We start from the raw sequence: 15,752 nt of genomic DNA on the forward strand, positions 1-15,752 counted from the left end.
GTCAACAGTCCGAAAGGTAGAGCAGGACTTGGAATAAGAGAATGGACATGCCCCGACTGTGGGGAGCTGCACGACAGAGATGTCAATGCAGCCCGGAACATTCTCACGGCAGGACATTGCCGTCTCGCAGGAGGAATCCCCCGGCTTTAGCCATGGGGAGGATGTCAATATAGGCTACAGGTATTGCCATACAATCACAGCAGGGAGAGAACATGAAAGTACGCGCATTCTTATGGATATTCCTCTGGTGTTTGCCGCTGTTCAGTAGCAGCTTGCACGCGGATGAGCTGACGAATTTGCTGACAGGCAAGACGGATAGCGCAGTGGCGGGTACTGACAAGGTGATTTCGACCGGCAGTTCTGTGCAAAGCGATAAAAAAATCCGCGAACGCTTGCAAAGCATTTTCCGGGAGCTGGAGGCTATCAAAACCGTCAGCATCAGTGTCAACAATGGCGTGGTAACGCTGGATGGCGAAGTCGACTCCAGCGCTTCTGAAACCAAAGCCTTGCAGTTTGCCAAGCAAGTAGAAGGCGTGGTGGAGGTTCAAAACGCTCTGGTCATCAACCGCAGCATGAGTAAACGCCTGCAAAATACTTGGGACAAGTTGCTGGTCATGGGCAAGCAGACGATTGCTGCCTTGCCGCTGTTCCTGTTGGGTTTGCTGGTGTTCCTGTTGTTTTGGATGCTGGGGGGCTGGATTTCTCGGCGGCAGAACCTGTTTCGTCGCATTAGCCCGAACGCTTTCATTGCCAACTTGCTGGGGCAAATGACGCATCTGGTGTTTATTATGTTTGGGTTGGTGTTGGCGCTGACTCTGTTGGATGCCACCGCCTTGCTGGGCACGATTTTGGGTGCTGCGGGGATTGTCGGGTTAGCGGTTGGTTTTGCGGTGCGTGATACGGTGGAAAATTACATCGCCAGTATTTTGCTGAGTGTGCGTAACCCGTTTGAAGTTAACGATTTGGTGAATATTGATAACTTCGAGGGTAATGTTGCCAGCCTCAATTCACGCGCCACCGTGTTGATTTCACCGGATGGCAATCATATCCGCATCCCCAACGCGACGGTGTTCAAAGCGATTATCACCAATTTTACCCGTAACCCTGAACGGCGTTTCCAGTTCGATGTCGGTGTCGATACGAATCAAAACCTACTGGTTGCCCAGACGCTAGCGTTAGAAACCCTGCGAATCATGCCCGGTGTCATGCCAGACCCTAAGCCTGCGGTGCTGATTGAAGCCTTGGGGGATTCCAACGTGCAACTCCGTATTTTCGGCTGGGTTGATCAGCGCCAGCATAACTTCGGCAAGGTACGTAGTGAAGCTATCCGGGGCGTGAAACAGGCATTCGACCAAGCCAGTATTGTCATGCCAGAACCGATTTACAATTTGCGCATCAGTCAGCAAACAGAAACGCCAACGGCACTGAAACCGTCGGTGGCTTCTGTGATAGATCGGCGTGACGTGCAAGATGTTAGCGCTGACCGCACCATTGCAGACAAAGTGCAGGAAGAACAGCAAGCCAGTGACTCGGAAAACCTGTTGACAGCCAACGCCCCGAAAGAATGAGCCATGCTTCAATCTCATCCTTGACAGCCTGACAGCTTTCATCAAGGATGAACGCATGATTCCAAGGTGTGAGAAGCGCAATGTTTGATATTTTGATTGTCGGTGGTGGCATGGTCGGCGCAAGCCTTGCGGTTGCGCTTAAACCCCTGAAACTGAAAATCGGCCTGATCGAAGCTTTCAACTTCGGCGTGGCGGAACAGCCCAGTTATGACGACCGTTCCATCGCCTTGTCTTACGGTTCCAGCCGCATTTATCAGGGCATGGGCTTGTGGGAAAAGCTGCGTGCCGGGGTAGAAAGCATCCAGCATATCCACATCTCTGACCGGGGACATTTCGGTGCAACCCGGTTGGAAGCGACACAAGAAAAGGTTCCCGCCTTGGGGTATGTGGTAGAAAGCCGGGTATTGGGCAAGCTGCTGTACGAAGAACTGACGCAAGACGCCAACATCGAGCTGATCGTTCCGGCGAAAGTGTTTGCGGTGACGCAAGACGCCGACAGCGTGCAGGTAAGTATCGAACGCGATGGCGTGGTGGATAGCGTGCAAACCCGTTTGCTGGTGGTATCTGACGGCGCGAATTCGGCAGTGCGCGACATGCTGGGGATTGCAGCCACCCGCCGTGAGTATCACCAGACGGCACTGATTGCCAATGTCACCACCGCCGAACCTCATCAGCAGCGGGCTTACGAACGTTTTACCCCGAATGGCCCATTGGCCTTATTACCTTTGACCGAAGGCCGCTATTCATTGGTGTGGACACATCGTGATGAGGATGTGGCAGCAACAATGGCGCTGGATGATGCTGCATTCCTGCGCAAGTTACAGGCTGAGTTTGGCTATCGGCAAGGCGAATTCGTGCGGGTCGGGCAACGTGCCACCTACCCCTTGGTATTGCAGAAAGCGGTGCGCGAAGTAGCAGGACGTGCGGTGGTGATCGGCAATTCTTCGCACGCGCTGCACCCGGTGGCGGGGCAGGGCTTGAACCTGGGTTTGCGCGATGTGGCAACCTTGGCGGATTTGCTGGCGGAAGCGGCGCATCATGGCACTGACCCCGGCGACGCTACTTTGCTGGCGGATTATGAGCAGCGCCGTCAACCCGATTACCAAGCGGTGGTGCAATACACGGATACCTTGGTGCGGATTTTTTCCAATGATTTTGCGCCCTTGGGTCATGCACGGGCAGGGGGCTTGCTGGCGGTGGATCGTGTACCCGCGTTGCGCCACTGGATTACCCAACAAAGCATGGGCTTACGGCATCGTCAGGCGCGTTTGTCGCGGGGGTTGGGCTTGCAGGTATGATGGATGCGATCGTGGACGGTTTGGCAGACCGTGGCTGGTTGGTCGTGCCGGGCTTGCTGACACTTGCTCAGGTGCGAGCTTTGCGTGAGCAGGCACAAGCGCAATGGGCGGCTGGGGAGTTCCGCGCGGCAGGCATCGGGCGCGGGCAGGGGTTGAATGTCAACGAGTCCATCCGGGGTGATCAAGTGCAATGGCTGGAACAGGCTGAGTCGGGGGCATTAGCGGACTATCAGGCATTCATGGAAGCCGTGCGGGTAAACCTGAATAGGGCGCTGTATCTGGGCTTGTTCGAGTTTGAAGCGCATTTTGCCGTGTATGCGCCGGGTGCATTCTACCGTGCGCATCTGGATAATTTTCGTGGCACTTCAGCGCGGATTGTGACCGCGATTCTCTACCTGAATGAGGATTGGCAAACGGCCGATGGCGGGCAATTGCGCCTGTATACCACGGGTGAAGAAGGCGGCGAATATGTCGACCTATTGCCCGAAGCCGGGCAATGGATCTTGTTCGACAGTGCCCGCTTCTGGCATGAAGTGTTGCCTGCCCGTCGGGAACGTTTCAGTTTGACGGGCTGGTTACGGACGCGCGGCACGTTGGTTTAAGCGTCGTTGGCCGCACCCGCTGTGTCGGGTTTGCCATTGCGTTTGGGGTAGGGGTAAAGCTTATCCAGCGGCACTATCCTGCCATCGGCTTGTACGATGCGGCAATGCTGGCGGCGCAAGTCACGCGGCTCTTGCACACCACAGGAATGCGCCACGGTGCTGACTTCATGCACCAGATTGCGGTGGTAATGGGCAACCCGTGCGGCTTTGTCTTCCACCACCAAGCCTTTCTGAAGTTTCGGGTCGTGGGTGGTAATGCCGGTGGGGCAGGTGTTTTTATTGCATTGCATGGCCTGAATACAGCCCAGTGAAAACATAAAGCCGCGCCCGTTATTGATGAAATCAGCCCCGGCACACAATGCCCACGCCACTTGCGAGGGGTTCAGCAATTTCCCAGCAGCAATAATGCGGATGCGTTCCCGTAAGCCGAATTTGTAGAGCATATCCACCACGTTGGGCAGCGATTCCTGAATCGGCAGGCCGACGTAATCCATCAAACTCATGGGTGCTGCGCCTGTGCCACCGTCCGAACTGTCGAGAGTGATGAAATCGGGGGCGCTTTCGAGGCCACGGCGGTTGATTTCGTGCAAGAGTTTTTCCAGCCAGCGATACCCGCCAATTACTACCTTGAAACCGACCGGCTTCCCAGTCACTTCGCGGATGTGGTTGAGCATGTCCAGTAAGTCTTGCTCATTGGTGATTTCCGGGTGGCGGTTGGGGCTGATCGAGGCTTGGTGTGCGGGGATGCCGCGAATTTTGGCAATTTCCTCACTGACTTTTTCTGCCGGTAAAATGCCACCTTTGCCCGGTTTCGCGCCTTGGCTGAGTTTTAGCTCGAACATTTTGACTTGTTGAAGCGCGGCGACTTCGCGCAATTTGGTGTCGCTGAGTTTGCCTTCCAGATCGCGCACCCCGTATTTCGCCGTGCCTATCTGAAATACCACGTCACAACCCCCTTCCAGATGCACGTCTGCTAGCCCGCCTTCGCCGGTATTCAGCCAGCAACCGGCCTGTGCTGCCCCACGTGACAGGGCGCGAAGTGCAGGTTTGGAAAGTGCACCGTAACTCATGGCAGAAATATTGAAAAACGACCGTGCATCATACGGGTGGCGGCAATAGGGCCCGATGCGGCGCGGCTCGGTTTTGGCGATGTCCGTATCCAGCACCGGATAGGCACAGTTGACGAACAAGGTTGTACCGGGAACATTGAGGTTGATGGTTGAACCAAACGCCACGGTGTTATCCAGGTTTTTGGCGGCACGGTATACCCATGAACGTTGAGCACGGTTGAAAGGCATTTCTTCCCGGTCCATCGCAAAAAAGTATTGGCGCAGGAATTCCCCCATGTGTTCCAACCCGTAGCGAAAATGCCCGATCACCGGGTAATTGCGCAAGATCGCGCTTTTAGTCTGGCGGATGTCATGCAAGTAAACACCTATGCCAAGGAGTATCAAAACCCCCACGGCAACAATGAACAAGGTTGCCATAAACTCCAGTAGGCCGAGGAAAATACTGCTATTCATTTATCGTTCTCATCGTAGATTAACTTTTTTTCATCAAAATCCAATCCAGTTTCTAGCAGTACTCCGTAAGTAATAGCAAGTGGTTTAGACGAACCACGTTAATCACCCGATTATCCCTGCTCTTGGAGAATGGCTATGAGAACACATCACACACTGGCACTGGCGACCCTGACACTGGCAGTATCCAGTGCCGTACAAGTACAGGCATCCAGCCACCGCGAAGCGCCTTTCATTACCGAAAACCCCAAGGTTGATGCCACTGACTTCTACGCTTTCCGCAGCTATGAGGGGGGGCGCGAAGGCTACGTTACCCTGATTGCCAACTACAACCCGCTGCAAGACCCGTATGGCGGCCCCAACTATTTCAGCCTGTCACCCGATGCGCTGTATGAAATCCACATCGACAACACGGGCGATGCTAAAGAAGACCTGACCTTCCAGTTTCAAGTGACTAATGAGCTGGGCAATGACGGCAAAGGCATTAGCTTGTCGATCGGTGGCAAAGACATCCCTGTCCCGCTCAAGAATATCGGTGCGGTTACGGATACGGATTCCAGCAACCTGAATTTCCGCGAATCCTACAAGCTGACCATGGTTAATGGCGACCGGCGCACCGGCGAAAAGCACGCCGCCGTTAACGCTGCCAACGGTAGCACCACCTTTGCCAAACCGTTTGACAATGTGGGTAGCAAAACTTTCAGCACACAGGCTTATGACCAATACGCCCACAGCTTCATCCAGAACGTGCAACTGACCGGCTGCCCGGCTGGGGCGCAAGACGGGCGGGTATTTGTCGGGCAACGTAAAGATCCTTTCGCCGTCAACCTCGGGGAAATCTTTGACTTGGTGAACCTCGACCCGACAGCTTCAGCGGATGCCAAACCAGATGCATTGGCAGATAAAAACGTCACGACCTTTGCCCTCGAAGTCCCCATCGGCTGTTTAACCGGCGGCAACAGCAACGGCATTTTCGGCGCATGGACAACCGCCAGCTTGCCACAGGTTAGCGTGCTTGACCCAACCCCGGATAAGCTCAAAGCCAAAGTCAGCGGGGGCGCTTGGACGCAGGTTTCCCGCCTCGGTATGCCACTGGTCAACGAAGTGGTCATTGGCCTGCCCGACAAGAACCTGTTCAACGCCAGCCAACCCAAAGATGACGCTGCGCAATTCCTGAATTACGTCACTAACCCCAGCCTGCCGGTTCTGCTGAATGCGCTGTTTGGCGTGACGGCTCCAACGGTTGAAGGCCGCCCTGACTTGGTGGCCGCTTTCCTGACAGGCTTGAAAGGCGTGAATGCTGACGGTTCAGCCGCAGAAATGCTGCGCCTTAACACCGGCATTGCCCCGACCATGAAAGCTAACCAGAACAACCTCGGCGTAGCCGCTGGCGATTCCGCTGGTTTCCCCAATGGTCGTCGCCCCGGTGATGACGTGGTAGATGCGGAACTGCGCGTTGCAATGGGCTTGCTGTGCCACCTGCCACTGGGTTTGTGTACACCGGAACAAGCGCCTAGCGGGACGATTCCTTACACCGACGGCACACCGCAAAACGCGGGTCAGTTTGGTGAAGCCTTTCCTTACCTGACCACGCCTCTGGCTGGTTCACCCAACACAAACTAAGGGAGGCATGTCATGAAAAGCCAATACTGGAAACTCTCCACCAGCACCGTGTTGCTCACGTTATTAACCGCTTGCGGTGGTGGCAGCGGCGGTGGTAATACGACCGATAACGGTGGCGGAACCAGCACCTCCGCCAGCCGGGTACAAGCCATCGCCAATGCTTCGATGACCGCGCAAGCAACCGATGTCACCGACCCCGTGGGTCTGCAACAAGACATTACCAGCGTGTTTGGTGCGGCTGACGGCACACCTATCCCGGTCAATACGGGCGATACCGTGCAAACGGTTATCAGTCGGGCAGCGGGGCAATAACCATGAACCTGAAACAGATACGACCCTCATCTGTTTCCCCTTTGACAGGGCGGCGTTACGGCACTGTCCTGTGCTTTTCCCTCCTGTTGGGCTTGCCTGCCACGTTGCAGGCAGCCCCCCATATTCCAAGCAGTGAGAGCGAAGTGCTGGAAGTGTTACCCACCCAGCTACGGGGAAACAACGACCCCATCAGCCGCCTGCGGGCGCAATGGCGTGCTAACCCGCAAGATGTGACGACAGTCGCGGCGCTTTCCCGCCTTTATATCGAAACCGGGCGCGAACAGTCCGACCCGCGTTACTACGGCTACGCCGCCGCACTCTTGCAACCGTGGTGGCAACAAACCGATCCACCCGATGAATTGTTGCTGTTGCGTGCCACCATCCGCCAACATAACCACGAATACGTTGCCGCCACCCAAGACCTTGAGCATTTGGTGAAACGTAATCCTGCCAAGACCCAAGCATGGTTAACCCTTGCCACGGTTCAGTTGGTCAATAAGGAATATGCTGCCGCCCGTCGTAGTTGTTCCGCGCTGGCAACGCACGCTTCAACCTGGTTTGCGACCCTCTGTTACAGCCAGGTCATGAGCCAGAACGGTGAGGCGGAACGTGCTTACCCCCTGCAGATCACGCTGTTGCCGTCCTTGGGCAAGGAACAAGTGGAATTACGCCAATGGGTACTCACCTTGCTGGGTGAAACGGCTGCCCGTATCGGTAAAGTGCCTGAAGCTGACCAGCATTTTCAGGCGGCATTAGCCGAACCGCGTCGCGACAATTACCTGTTGCGGGTGTACAGCGACTTCCTGATCAGCCAACAACGCCCGTTGGACGTTATTACGCTCTTGCAAGATAAAACCAGCGATGATGCGCTGCTGTTACGCCTCGCCATTGCCAGCCGCGATGCTCGGCAAACGGCTGAAACCGCCCGCTACCAAGCCCTGCTCGAAGCCCGCTACCAAGCTGCCAAGCTGCGCGGTAGTACGCTGCACGCAGAGGATGAAGCCTTGTATGCACGTACTTTTGGAGCAGCAACATGATGATGAAACACCACCTCTATTACTTCTGGGGAATCTGCTTGTTGCTATTGCCACTAGCGGCTTTCGCTCACAAACCCAGCGACAGCTACCTGTTTTTGCAGGATCAGCCGGACGGTAAGACCGGCTTGCGCTGGGATATTGCATTGCGCGATCTGGAACAGGCTATCGGGCTGGACAGCGATGCTGACGGCAAGATTACGTGGGGCGAATTGCAACGCAAACAGGCCGCGCTGGATGCTTACGCCCTCAGCCGTTTGCATCTGCAACAGGGCGGCACGGCCTGCCAGCCCCAGACCACAGGTTTGCAAACCGAAACCCATACCGACGGCGGTTATGCGGTGGTAATGATGGACGCGGGTTGCCCGGCTACTGCCAGTGGAGCCTTGCAGGTGGAATATAGCCTGCTGTTTGATATTGACCCGACGCACCGGGGTATCCTGCTGGATCAGCGGGCAGATTCGGGGGCGGCTTCCTACATTTTTTCCACCGACCACCCCACGCAGGAATTGACCGTGCAAAACAGTGGTTGGTTGTCGGTTTTGCTGACGTATATCCGTGAAGGGGTCTACCACATCTTGATAGGGTTCGACCATTTGCTGTTCATTGCCATGCTGATCCTGCCTGCTGTGCTGGTGTTGAAAAAACGCCAATGGGAACAGGTGGAATCGTTCCGCCCGGCTTTGATGAATTTGCTGAAGGTGATTACGGCGTTCACGGTGGCGCATTCCATTACCTTGTCGTTGGCGGTGCTGGGTGTGGTGGATTTGCCCTCGCGCTTGGTGGAAGCGGCGATTGCGCTGTCGATCATTGTGGTGGCGGTGAATATCCTGTACCCCATCATTACCCATGATCACTGGAAGCTGGCGTTTGTGTTCGGGCTGCTGCACGGTTTTGGTTTTGCCAGTGTGCTGAGGGATCTGCAAATGCCTGCCGGAGCACTGGCGGAAGCGCTGTTCGGCTTTAATGTCGGGGTGGAACTGGGGCAATTGCTGCTGGTGTTACTGGTGTTCCCGCTGGCTTACTTGTTGCGCCCGACCCGCTTTTACCGGGTGGGTGTGCTGAACGGGGCGGCGAGTATTACCGTGGTGTTGGCGGGGTTGTGGTTTGTGGAGCGGGCGTTTAATACCAAGCTTCTGTGGTCGTGAGGAGTTTAAAAAACGCTTATCTATTCAGGAAAAGCGTAATGTTACGCGGAACAATTCGCCAATTTCCTCAAACGTAATCCGTTCCTGCATTAACTTCAGCATCATGGGAATTCCCCTGCCCAAACCGTCGAAGTAGCGTAGGTTATCGAGGTATTTCATCAGGAAGATATTGCGCGGGGCGGAGTTTCCGTAGCGGATTTTCGTCAGTGTCAGGGTATTAGCGAGCTTACCGGGGGATGTGATTTCAATCCTGTTACTGTAGACATGCACCTGTATTTTACGCTGGCTGAGGGAGTAATCGCGGTGGGCAACAGCGTTCACCATCGCCTCACGCAAGACTTTGAGCGGAACCAGCACGGTTTCACTGCGGCGAGTGCCTTCAATGACGGATGGGTTTGGCAGGAAAAGCTGGAGTAAGGCTACGGTCTTGTCAATCAGTTCGGGCAGTGTTCCCAGTATTTCCTTCTTGTCCACAAGATCATCTGTAATGTCATTACCTTTGAAAACTGCAAACATGATGGAACTGTGAGGCAGGCGGCGTTGGGGTTGTTTGCCGAACATCAGCAAGCCACCCACAGTTGCCACCTGTTTACCTTCGAGTTCGGTCAGAATGTCGGCATTCAGCAGCAGGCTTTGCTGTTCATCGTCTGGCAGGTCGATGAAGGCGGTGTCGTAGTAGGTGCGGTAGTAATGGTCAACCAACCGGAAGTCGATGCCTTCAATGCCCGTATCAGCAACAGGGGCTGTATCGAAATGCACTAATCCCGCTTGCTGAAACAGGCGACTCAATTCCTCTTTGGTTGCGGTGCGGTTGGTTGAGCCGATTCGTAGCCAATACTTGCCATCCAGCGTTTGAACGTCAGCCGACTTGAATTCAAGCTGGGCATTTTCGCCTTGGGTGATCAGTTGTTGGATATTGTTAGGCATAAATTACACACACAGCACGCATTAAAGGAAAGATTATTGTTTCTGCATTCTAGCAAAATCTTTCAACGCATCACGGGGCATCTTCAGCATGAATCTGATGAATAGAGTCAGGAATGGGTGAATCGTTCGAGGGGAAGATACCGATGGTGACTGGCTCATGCTACTATAGCTATAACTATCCACATGGAAATAGCTATGCGTACCTTGCAAATGACCTTCGACGATGATTTGGTAATAGAACTGGATCAGGTTGTCCAAGAAAGCCACACCAACCGTTCAGCCTTCACCCGCGAAGCGCTGCGGATGGCCATTGCTCTTTATTACCAACGTAAGCTGATTGAAAAACACCGCGCTGGCTACCTGCGTCATCCTGTCGCCCCCGATGAATTTTCAGTGTGGGAAGATGAGCAAGCATGGGGTGATGAATGAAGCGCGGTGAAATTCGCTGGTATACGTTCAAAGAACCAGACAAGCGTCGCCCTGTCATGATTTTGATACGCTCCGACATTATCCCGTATTTGGGTGAGGTGACGATTGCGCCTATCACCACCACTATCCGCGACATCCCCAGCGAAGTGGCATTGACCACGCAGGACGGTATGCCCCGTGAATGTGCCATCAATTTTGACCACATCCAGACCGTGCAAAAAGGCAAGCTGGGAGCTTTGATTACCACGCTTTCCGCGCATAAGCTGGCTGAAGTTGATCAGGCGGTCAGCTTTGCTTTGAGCTTGAATGGTCTTGATGGGTTTTAATGTCAACCCTGATCGCCCGCTTTCCCCGGTCGACTCAGTTCTTGCGGCAACTGCGTAATCTCGCAAGGGCCGCGATACTGTTCCGGTACATCGCTTGGGCATTCACCGCCCGCTTCATTACCCGGCACGGCGAAATCAATCTTGCGGGGGTAGGGCAGATTCAGCCCGTTCATGATGGCGATAAATGCTTCCTGCGAGGTGTTGTTACCCAAGCGCGGGTTGCGGTTTTTTTCCTGCCCGATGGTGGTGATTTGTCTGCCTTCGTAGTCATGCGCCGGGTAAACCAGCGTTTCATTGGGCAAGGTAAAGAATTTCTCGGTAATGCTTTGGTACAGCGTGGCGGGGTCGCCTGACTGGAAATCGGTACGTCCGCAGGCTTCAATCAACAGCGCATCGCCTGAAAACAGGATTTTTTGCATCCCGTTATCCAGCAGGTAGGCGTGGTGATGACCCGTGTGCCCCGGTGTAAACAGCGGGTGCAACTCAAGCTGACCCACCCGGAACACGCGGTTTTCCTCAACACCCAAGTCGGCGCAAGCGAGTTTGTCCATCGCTGGAACCACGATTTTACTGCCGGTGTAAGCCCGCAATTTACGCGCACCGGTCAAGTGGTCGGCGTGCATATGGGTTTCCAGCGTATAGGTCAGCTTCAACCCCAGCTCCTGCAATACCGCCAAGTCGCGCTCAACCGTGTCAATCACCGGGTCAATCAGCACGCACTCGCCCGTGTGTTCACAGGCTAGCAGGTAGGTGTAAGTGCTGGAGTCTTGCTCGAAAAGTTGTTTGAATATCATTTGTTTTCTCCTGTTGCCTAAAGAGGGTTTACGGGATGGTTGCGAGAAATTGCTGAACATCGCCGTAGCTAGGGCTAAGCAACCGCAACGGCGCTGCCAGACTGCCAATAATCTGCACATGATCGACACCGGGGTACAGTTTCACCTGCACCGGCACGCCCGCTTGTTGCAAGGCTGTGGCAAAGCGGCGGGTATGCAGCGGGCGTACACGGGTATCCGCTTCGCCATGCAGTAACCATACCGGCGGCATACCGGGGTGAACATTCCTCACCGGCTTCACCACTTGCGGGTCAGCCTTGGGGAAAACGGGGATCACTTCCGGGTCATCCAGCGGCAAATCGTAAGGCCCCGCCAGTGCAATCAAACCTGCCAAGCGTGCAGTAACGCCGCGTTCCTGCACGTAGTGTGTATCCGTTGCCAGTAGCGCTGCCGTGTGTGCGCCGGAAGAATGTCCCATCAGGATATAACGCTGCAACGGCTTGCCCAGCAAACGTTGGGCATTCACCTCAGTATAGCGGATAGCATCCGCCACATCGTCAATGAAAGCGGGGAAACGCACCTGCGGATACAGGCGGTAATTGGGGATAATGACGGGATAGCCCAACCCGGTCAGTGCTTGCGCAACAAAGGTAAAATCGGCCTTGTCGCCTTCCCGCCATGCCCCGCCGAAGACAAACACAATCGGTGGCTTGTCTGTCGCCGCTTTGGGAAGGTAAATATCCATATCATGGCGTTCACCGCTGGCGTAGGTGGCGTGTTTAAGCGTATAGCCGTCGGTTGGCAGGACAAAATTCAACACATCGGTGGATTTCAAGGTGCTGCACCCGACAGCAGTCAGCAAGATGAAAACGACTATAATGGCAAACCCTGTTTTCATCTTGCTATCTCCTTAAGCGGGTAACGCACCTTTCAAAAAGGCCAACGCGCCGGTTTCTGTTTTCAATCTGCCATGATGCACGCCTTTGGAGGCAAAGTGGTAATCACCGGCTTTCAGATGTAAGTCGCCGAACCACAATTCGCCTTCCAGCATGATGCATTCCTCATCGAAGGGGTGCGGGTGGCCGGGCATTTCAAAACCGGGCGACAGTTTTGCCAAATAGGTTAGCAGACCGGAATCGCCTTCCCGATGCAAAATCTTGATTTGCGCACCGGGCATGGCTTCAAACCATTCGCCTTCATTGGCGCGGACGGTGGTGAAACCCGGTAAAATACCCGCTTCTTCCTGCGCAATGTTGCTGAGGATGTTATTGCGCATCCGTGCATTTAACTCCGGCGGAAGCTCCACTTCCTCCTGATTCTCTGCCAACAGCAGCAGGATGTCTTCGTCCAGCACAGGCGGGGCGACGCTTGTATTTTCATGATTTGCCATAATATCCCCCTTCTACGAGGTCAGTTTTTGTCAGTGCTGCACGCAAAATGCTTTGGGCGCGGCGCAGGAGGGTCTTCACCGTACCCAATGGCTCGCCGGTGTATTCGGCGATTTCCTGGTGGCTCATGCCACGGTAGAACGCTAATGCAATCATTTGACGTTGCTGCCCATCCAGTAGTTTCAAGGCTTCTGCCAATTCGTGACCCTGTTCCACACCCAGCGTGTTAGACAGCGGGTCAAGCATGGCGGTGTCGGCCACATCGTAATCGTCTTCCAGCGGTATTTGGTTGCGGGTGGCGCTGCCTTCCTTGCGCACAGCGTCGATGGAACGGCTATGTGCCATCATCAACAACCAGCCCAGCGGGGTGGCGCGTTCGGCGCTGTAGCTGGATGCGTTATGCCACGCTTGCATGAATACATCGCTGACGATTTCTTCCGCCAGTTCTTTATTGGCAGTCACTTTGAGGGCGACGGCAAATACGCGCCTGACGGTTGCATCGTAAAATACCCCCAGCGCTGCCTGATCGCCTCGCTGGATTTTTTCCAGCAAGACGTAGAGTTCACCCTGATCCTGCAACATTTATACTTCTCCACTAAAACAAGTACCTAAATACTAGCATAGAGATGATCAGGCTCACGATCTCCAGTAGCAATCCTGTAGAAAAAGGCGCTTGTATCAGGCAGTACGTAAGTCAGTGCCCAAGTGGATTGCGTTGGCGATGCGTTGCGGTGACTTATTTCCCGCGCACCTGTTCACGGTAGAACAAATTCCAGGTATCAAACGGGTAAATCTTGCCGTTTGGTTCGACGAAATGGGTGCAGGAACGTTTCACCGAGCCAATATCGAAATCGTATTTGTCCATGAAGGCCATGATGACGATGCGGAACACGTTGTCGTAACTCAGCCCCGCGCTTTCAATTTTCGGCAGGCAACACAGCAGGGTTTGCAGGTTGTCGGTGGTTTGTTCGCTGCACGCATCCAGCGAAAACAGTTTCAGGAAAGCGTCTTTCAGCCCGGCACTTTTTTCAAAGGTAATGGTGTTGTCTACGCCTTTGAGCAATTCTTCGCGCGGTAGCAAGCCCGTCACCGGCACGATTTCCCCGCCCATTTTGATGCCGTAGCCGATGGAAATGTTTTCCGGGTGGCAGGGCAGTGGAATCATGTCTTCATCGCCAAACGGGTTATCGGCTTCGACGATGCGGGTACGGATTTCGCTTAGGGTAATGCGGTTGGCGGGTTTATCGCCGTCGTTGCGCCCCGCATCTTGCACGGGTTGGAAAGTAATGCCGCGCACGCATTGCCATTGCTGGGCAAACTGGATGAGCTCGCCGATTTCAGCATCATTCACGCCTTTACGGATCACGCAGACCAGTGTGGTGGAAATATTGTGCTGTTCCAACTTTTCCAGTGCTTGCTGGCGAATCTTGCGCATATCTTGCCCGCGAATGTTTTGCAGTGCGGCAGCTTGGAGCGAATCAAATTGCAGGTAAACCTCGAAACCCGGCTTGAGGGTGGCGAGTTCTTCCACCAAATGCGGGTCGCGGGCAATGCGGATGCCGTTGGTATTGAGCATCAAATGGCGGATCGGGCTGGCTTTGAGGCGGCGCAAAATGTCCATCAATTGCGGATGCAAAGTCGGTTCACCCCCAGATACTTGCACCAGATCGGGCTGTTGTTCGCTTGCTAGCAGGGTTTGCAGCATGATTTCAATGTCCTCCATGCTGCGCGGATTGCCCATGCCGGGCGCGGAATTGGCGAAACACACTGGGCAGTGCATATTGCATTCGTCGATGATTTCAAACAGCGCCAGGCAGGAATGCTGTTCGTGATCGGGGCACAAGCCGCAGTCGTGCGGGCAACCTTTGTTGATGTCGGTCTGGAATGTGTTCGGCATGTCGCCCGGTTTCAGGTATTCCTTGCAGCGCTTGTAATACGCAATGTCGGTGGAAACCAGTGTCTTTTGCACCCCGTGTTCCGCACAGCGTTTCTGGTAATACACATTGCCGTGCTGAAACAGGATTTTGGCAGGCACTACCGCGAGGCATTCCTCACACAAGGATTGCGTTTGCCCGTAGAAAATATACGGACGGGCTTTATTCGACATGGTGTTGACTCCGGTTGAGCATGAACAGCGCATACACCAGCAGCGCCAGACAAATCCAGTGAAACAGGTTCAAGCCTGCTAATACGGGCGGATAGGGTTTGAGAAATTCCCAGATAAAGCGTTGCCCAGCGTACACCAGCACGAACACGTAAAAACCTTGCCGTTGCCAGAAGGCAGGCTGGCGCGGGTAATTGACCAGCAGCACCACGAGGAAAGCCAGCATGGTAAAACTTTCATACAACTGCACCGGATGCCGCTGGAGGCCATCACCAAAATTCACCCCCCACGGCAGGCTGGTTTCCGTGCCATACGTGAAATCCGGCAACCCGGCAAGGAAGCAGCCGACCCGCCCGACAGCAATCAGCATGATCAGGCCGGGTACAAAGGTCAGCCCGGTCGACTGGCGGATTCCGGCAAAATACTTGAACACTTCCGCCGCCACAATTGCGCCAAACACGCCACCCAACAGGCTTTTGGCAGTACCCGCATGACCGGACAAGTGCAAGTTGAGCGTGCCGAACAGTGTACTGCCTACGACTAATCCCAGTAGCAAGGCCAGCAGGTAGTAATGGTGTTGTGCGGCTTGGGTGATCCCCGCCGGGCGTGGCAGCCCAACCTTGCGCCGGAACCAGAGGCTCATCAGCACGCTGCTTGCCAAGGCTAGCAAATCAAAGACAAAGTGGATAATCACGCTGGT

At 54.6% G+C, this 15,752-nt stretch carries 18 protein-coding genes; 10 read left to right on the top strand and 8 right to left on the bottom strand.

Annotated features, from left to right (window positions below; genetic code table 11):
• Positions 1–33: 33 nt before the first annotated feature.
• The 4 genes from Q394_RS21945 to Q394_RS0111040 all read left to right on the top strand — a co-directional run bounded on the left by Q394_RS21945 (position 34) and on the right by Q394_RS0111040 (position 3,468).
• Entirely contained in the window at positions 34–150 is a 117-nt protein-coding gene (locus Q394_RS21945) for a zinc ribbon domain-containing protein (RefSeq protein ID WP_425426750.1), read from the top strand.
• A gap of 62 nt (positions 151–212) precedes the next feature.
• Positions 213–1,568: a mechanosensitive ion channel domain-containing protein gene (locus tag Q394_RS0111030; protein ID WP_028489344.1), complete on the top strand. Its 1,356-nt coding sequence runs from the start codon at positions 213–215 to the stop codon at positions 1,566–1,568.
• 80 nt (positions 1,569–1,648) lie between these two features.
• On the top strand, positions 1,649–2,866 hold the full coding sequence (gene ubiH, locus Q394_RS0111035; RefSeq protein ID WP_038141249.1) for a 2-octaprenyl-6-methoxyphenyl hydroxylase: 1,218 nt from the start codon (positions 1,649–1,651) through the stop codon (positions 2,864–2,866).
• Positions 2,863–3,468: a 2OG-Fe(II) oxygenase gene (locus Q394_RS0111040; RefSeq protein WP_028489346.1), complete on the top strand. Its 606-nt coding sequence runs from the start codon at positions 2,863–2,865 to the stop codon at positions 3,466–3,468. The genes ubiH and Q394_RS0111040 overlap by 4 nt, the downstream gene beginning before the upstream one ends.
• On the opposite strand, the gene Q394_RS0111045 is transcribed toward Q394_RS0111040, so the two are convergent.
• Positions 3,465–4,991 carry an FMN-binding glutamate synthase family protein gene (locus Q394_RS0111045; protein ID WP_028489347.1) on the bottom strand — a complete coding sequence of 509 codons (1,527 nt, stop codon included), beginning with the start codon at positions 4,989–4,991 and terminating at the stop codon, positions 3,465–3,467. The genes Q394_RS0111040 and Q394_RS0111045 overlap by 4 nt on opposite strands.
• A 135-nt stretch (positions 4,992–5,126) precedes the next feature.
• Between Q394_RS0111045 and Q394_RS0111050 the strand changes: the two genes are divergently transcribed.
• The 4 genes from Q394_RS0111050 to Q394_RS0111065 are packed head-to-tail and all read left to right on the top strand — an operon-like array spanning position 5,127 to position 9,105.
• Positions 5,127–6,611, top strand: a complete 1,485-nt coding sequence (locus Q394_RS0111050) for a DUF4331 domain-containing protein (RefSeq protein ID WP_038141252.1) — start codon at positions 5,127–5,129, stop codon at positions 6,609–6,611.
• Positions 6,612–6,623: 12 nt separating this feature from the next.
• Entirely contained in the window at positions 6,624–6,923 is a 300-nt protein-coding gene (locus Q394_RS0111055; protein ID WP_028489349.1) for a hypothetical protein, read from the top strand.
• Positions 6,924–6,925: 2 nt separating this feature from the next.
• Complete coding sequence (locus tag Q394_RS19925; protein WP_051543292.1) at positions 6,926–7,960, top strand: tetratricopeptide repeat protein; 1,035 nt, start codon at positions 6,926–6,928, stop codon at positions 7,958–7,960.
• On the top strand, positions 7,957–9,105 hold the full coding sequence (locus Q394_RS0111065) for a HupE/UreJ family protein (protein WP_084260437.1): 1,149 nt from the start codon (positions 7,957–7,959) through the stop codon (positions 9,103–9,105). The genes Q394_RS19925 and Q394_RS0111065 overlap by 4 nt, the downstream gene beginning before the upstream one ends.
• 24 nt (positions 9,106–9,129) lie before the next feature.
• Here the strand turns inward: Q394_RS0111065 and Q394_RS19930 are convergent, their stop codons facing one another.
• Positions 9,130–10,032: an ATP-binding protein gene (locus Q394_RS19930; RefSeq protein ID WP_051543293.1), complete on the bottom strand. Its 903-nt coding sequence runs from the start codon at positions 10,030–10,032 to the stop codon at positions 9,130–9,132.
• A 195-nt stretch (positions 10,033–10,227) separates the two neighbouring features.
• On the opposite strand from Q394_RS19930, the gene Q394_RS0111075 reads away from it, so the two are divergent.
• Complete coding sequence (locus tag Q394_RS0111075; protein ID WP_028489351.1) at positions 10,228–10,461, top strand: hypothetical protein; 234 nt, start codon at positions 10,228–10,230, stop codon at positions 10,459–10,461.
• The gene (locus Q394_RS0111080) at positions 10,458–10,787 is read left to right on the top strand and encodes a type II toxin-antitoxin system PemK/MazF family toxin (RefSeq protein ID WP_028489352.1); all 330 of its coding nucleotides are present in this window, start codon (positions 10,458–10,460) and stop codon (positions 10,785–10,787) included. The genes Q394_RS0111075 and Q394_RS0111080 overlap by 4 nt, the downstream gene beginning before the upstream one ends.
• 2 nt (positions 10,788–10,789) lie before the next feature.
• On the opposite strand, the gene Q394_RS0111085 is transcribed toward Q394_RS0111080, so the two are convergent.
• The 6 genes from Q394_RS0111085 to Q394_RS0111110 form a co-directional block, all read right to left on the bottom strand.
• Positions 10,790–11,581, bottom strand: a complete 792-nt coding sequence (locus tag Q394_RS0111085; protein ID WP_028489353.1) for an MBL fold metallo-hydrolase — start codon at positions 11,579–11,581, stop codon at positions 10,790–10,792.
• 28 nt (positions 11,582–11,609) lie between these two features.
• Positions 11,610–12,458 carry an alpha/beta hydrolase gene (locus Q394_RS0111090; protein WP_028489354.1) on the bottom strand — a complete coding sequence of 283 codons (849 nt, stop codon included), beginning with the start codon at positions 12,456–12,458 and terminating at the stop codon, positions 11,610–11,612.
• A 12-nt stretch (positions 12,459–12,470) separates the two neighbouring features.
• Entirely contained in the window at positions 12,471–12,950 is a 480-nt protein-coding gene (locus Q394_RS21485; protein WP_051543295.1) for a cupin domain-containing protein, read from the bottom strand.
• A complete protein-coding gene (locus Q394_RS19940) occupies positions 12,937–13,530 on the bottom strand; it encodes an RNA polymerase sigma factor (protein ID WP_051543297.1) in 594 nt (197 codons plus the stop codon). The genes Q394_RS21485 and Q394_RS19940 overlap by 14 nt, the downstream gene beginning before the upstream one ends.
• Positions 13,531–13,684: 154 nt before the next feature.
• Positions 13,685–15,055, bottom strand: coding sequence for a radical SAM protein (locus tag Q394_RS0111105; RefSeq protein ID WP_028489355.1), 1,371 nt, complete (start codon positions 15,053–15,055; stop codon positions 13,685–13,687).
• The gene (locus tag Q394_RS0111110; protein WP_028489356.1) at positions 15,045–15,746 is read right to left on the bottom strand and encodes a prolipoprotein diacylglyceryl transferase; all 702 of its coding nucleotides are present in this window, start codon (positions 15,744–15,746) and stop codon (positions 15,045–15,047) included. The genes Q394_RS0111105 and Q394_RS0111110 overlap by 11 nt, the downstream gene beginning before the upstream one ends.
• Between the last annotated feature and the right edge of the window lie 6 nt (positions 15,747–15,752).

The organism is Thiothrix lacustris DSM 21227 (assembly GCF_000621325.1).
Classification (GTDB): domain Bacteria; phylum Pseudomonadota; class Gammaproteobacteria; order Thiotrichales; family Thiotrichaceae; genus Thiothrix; species Thiothrix lacustris.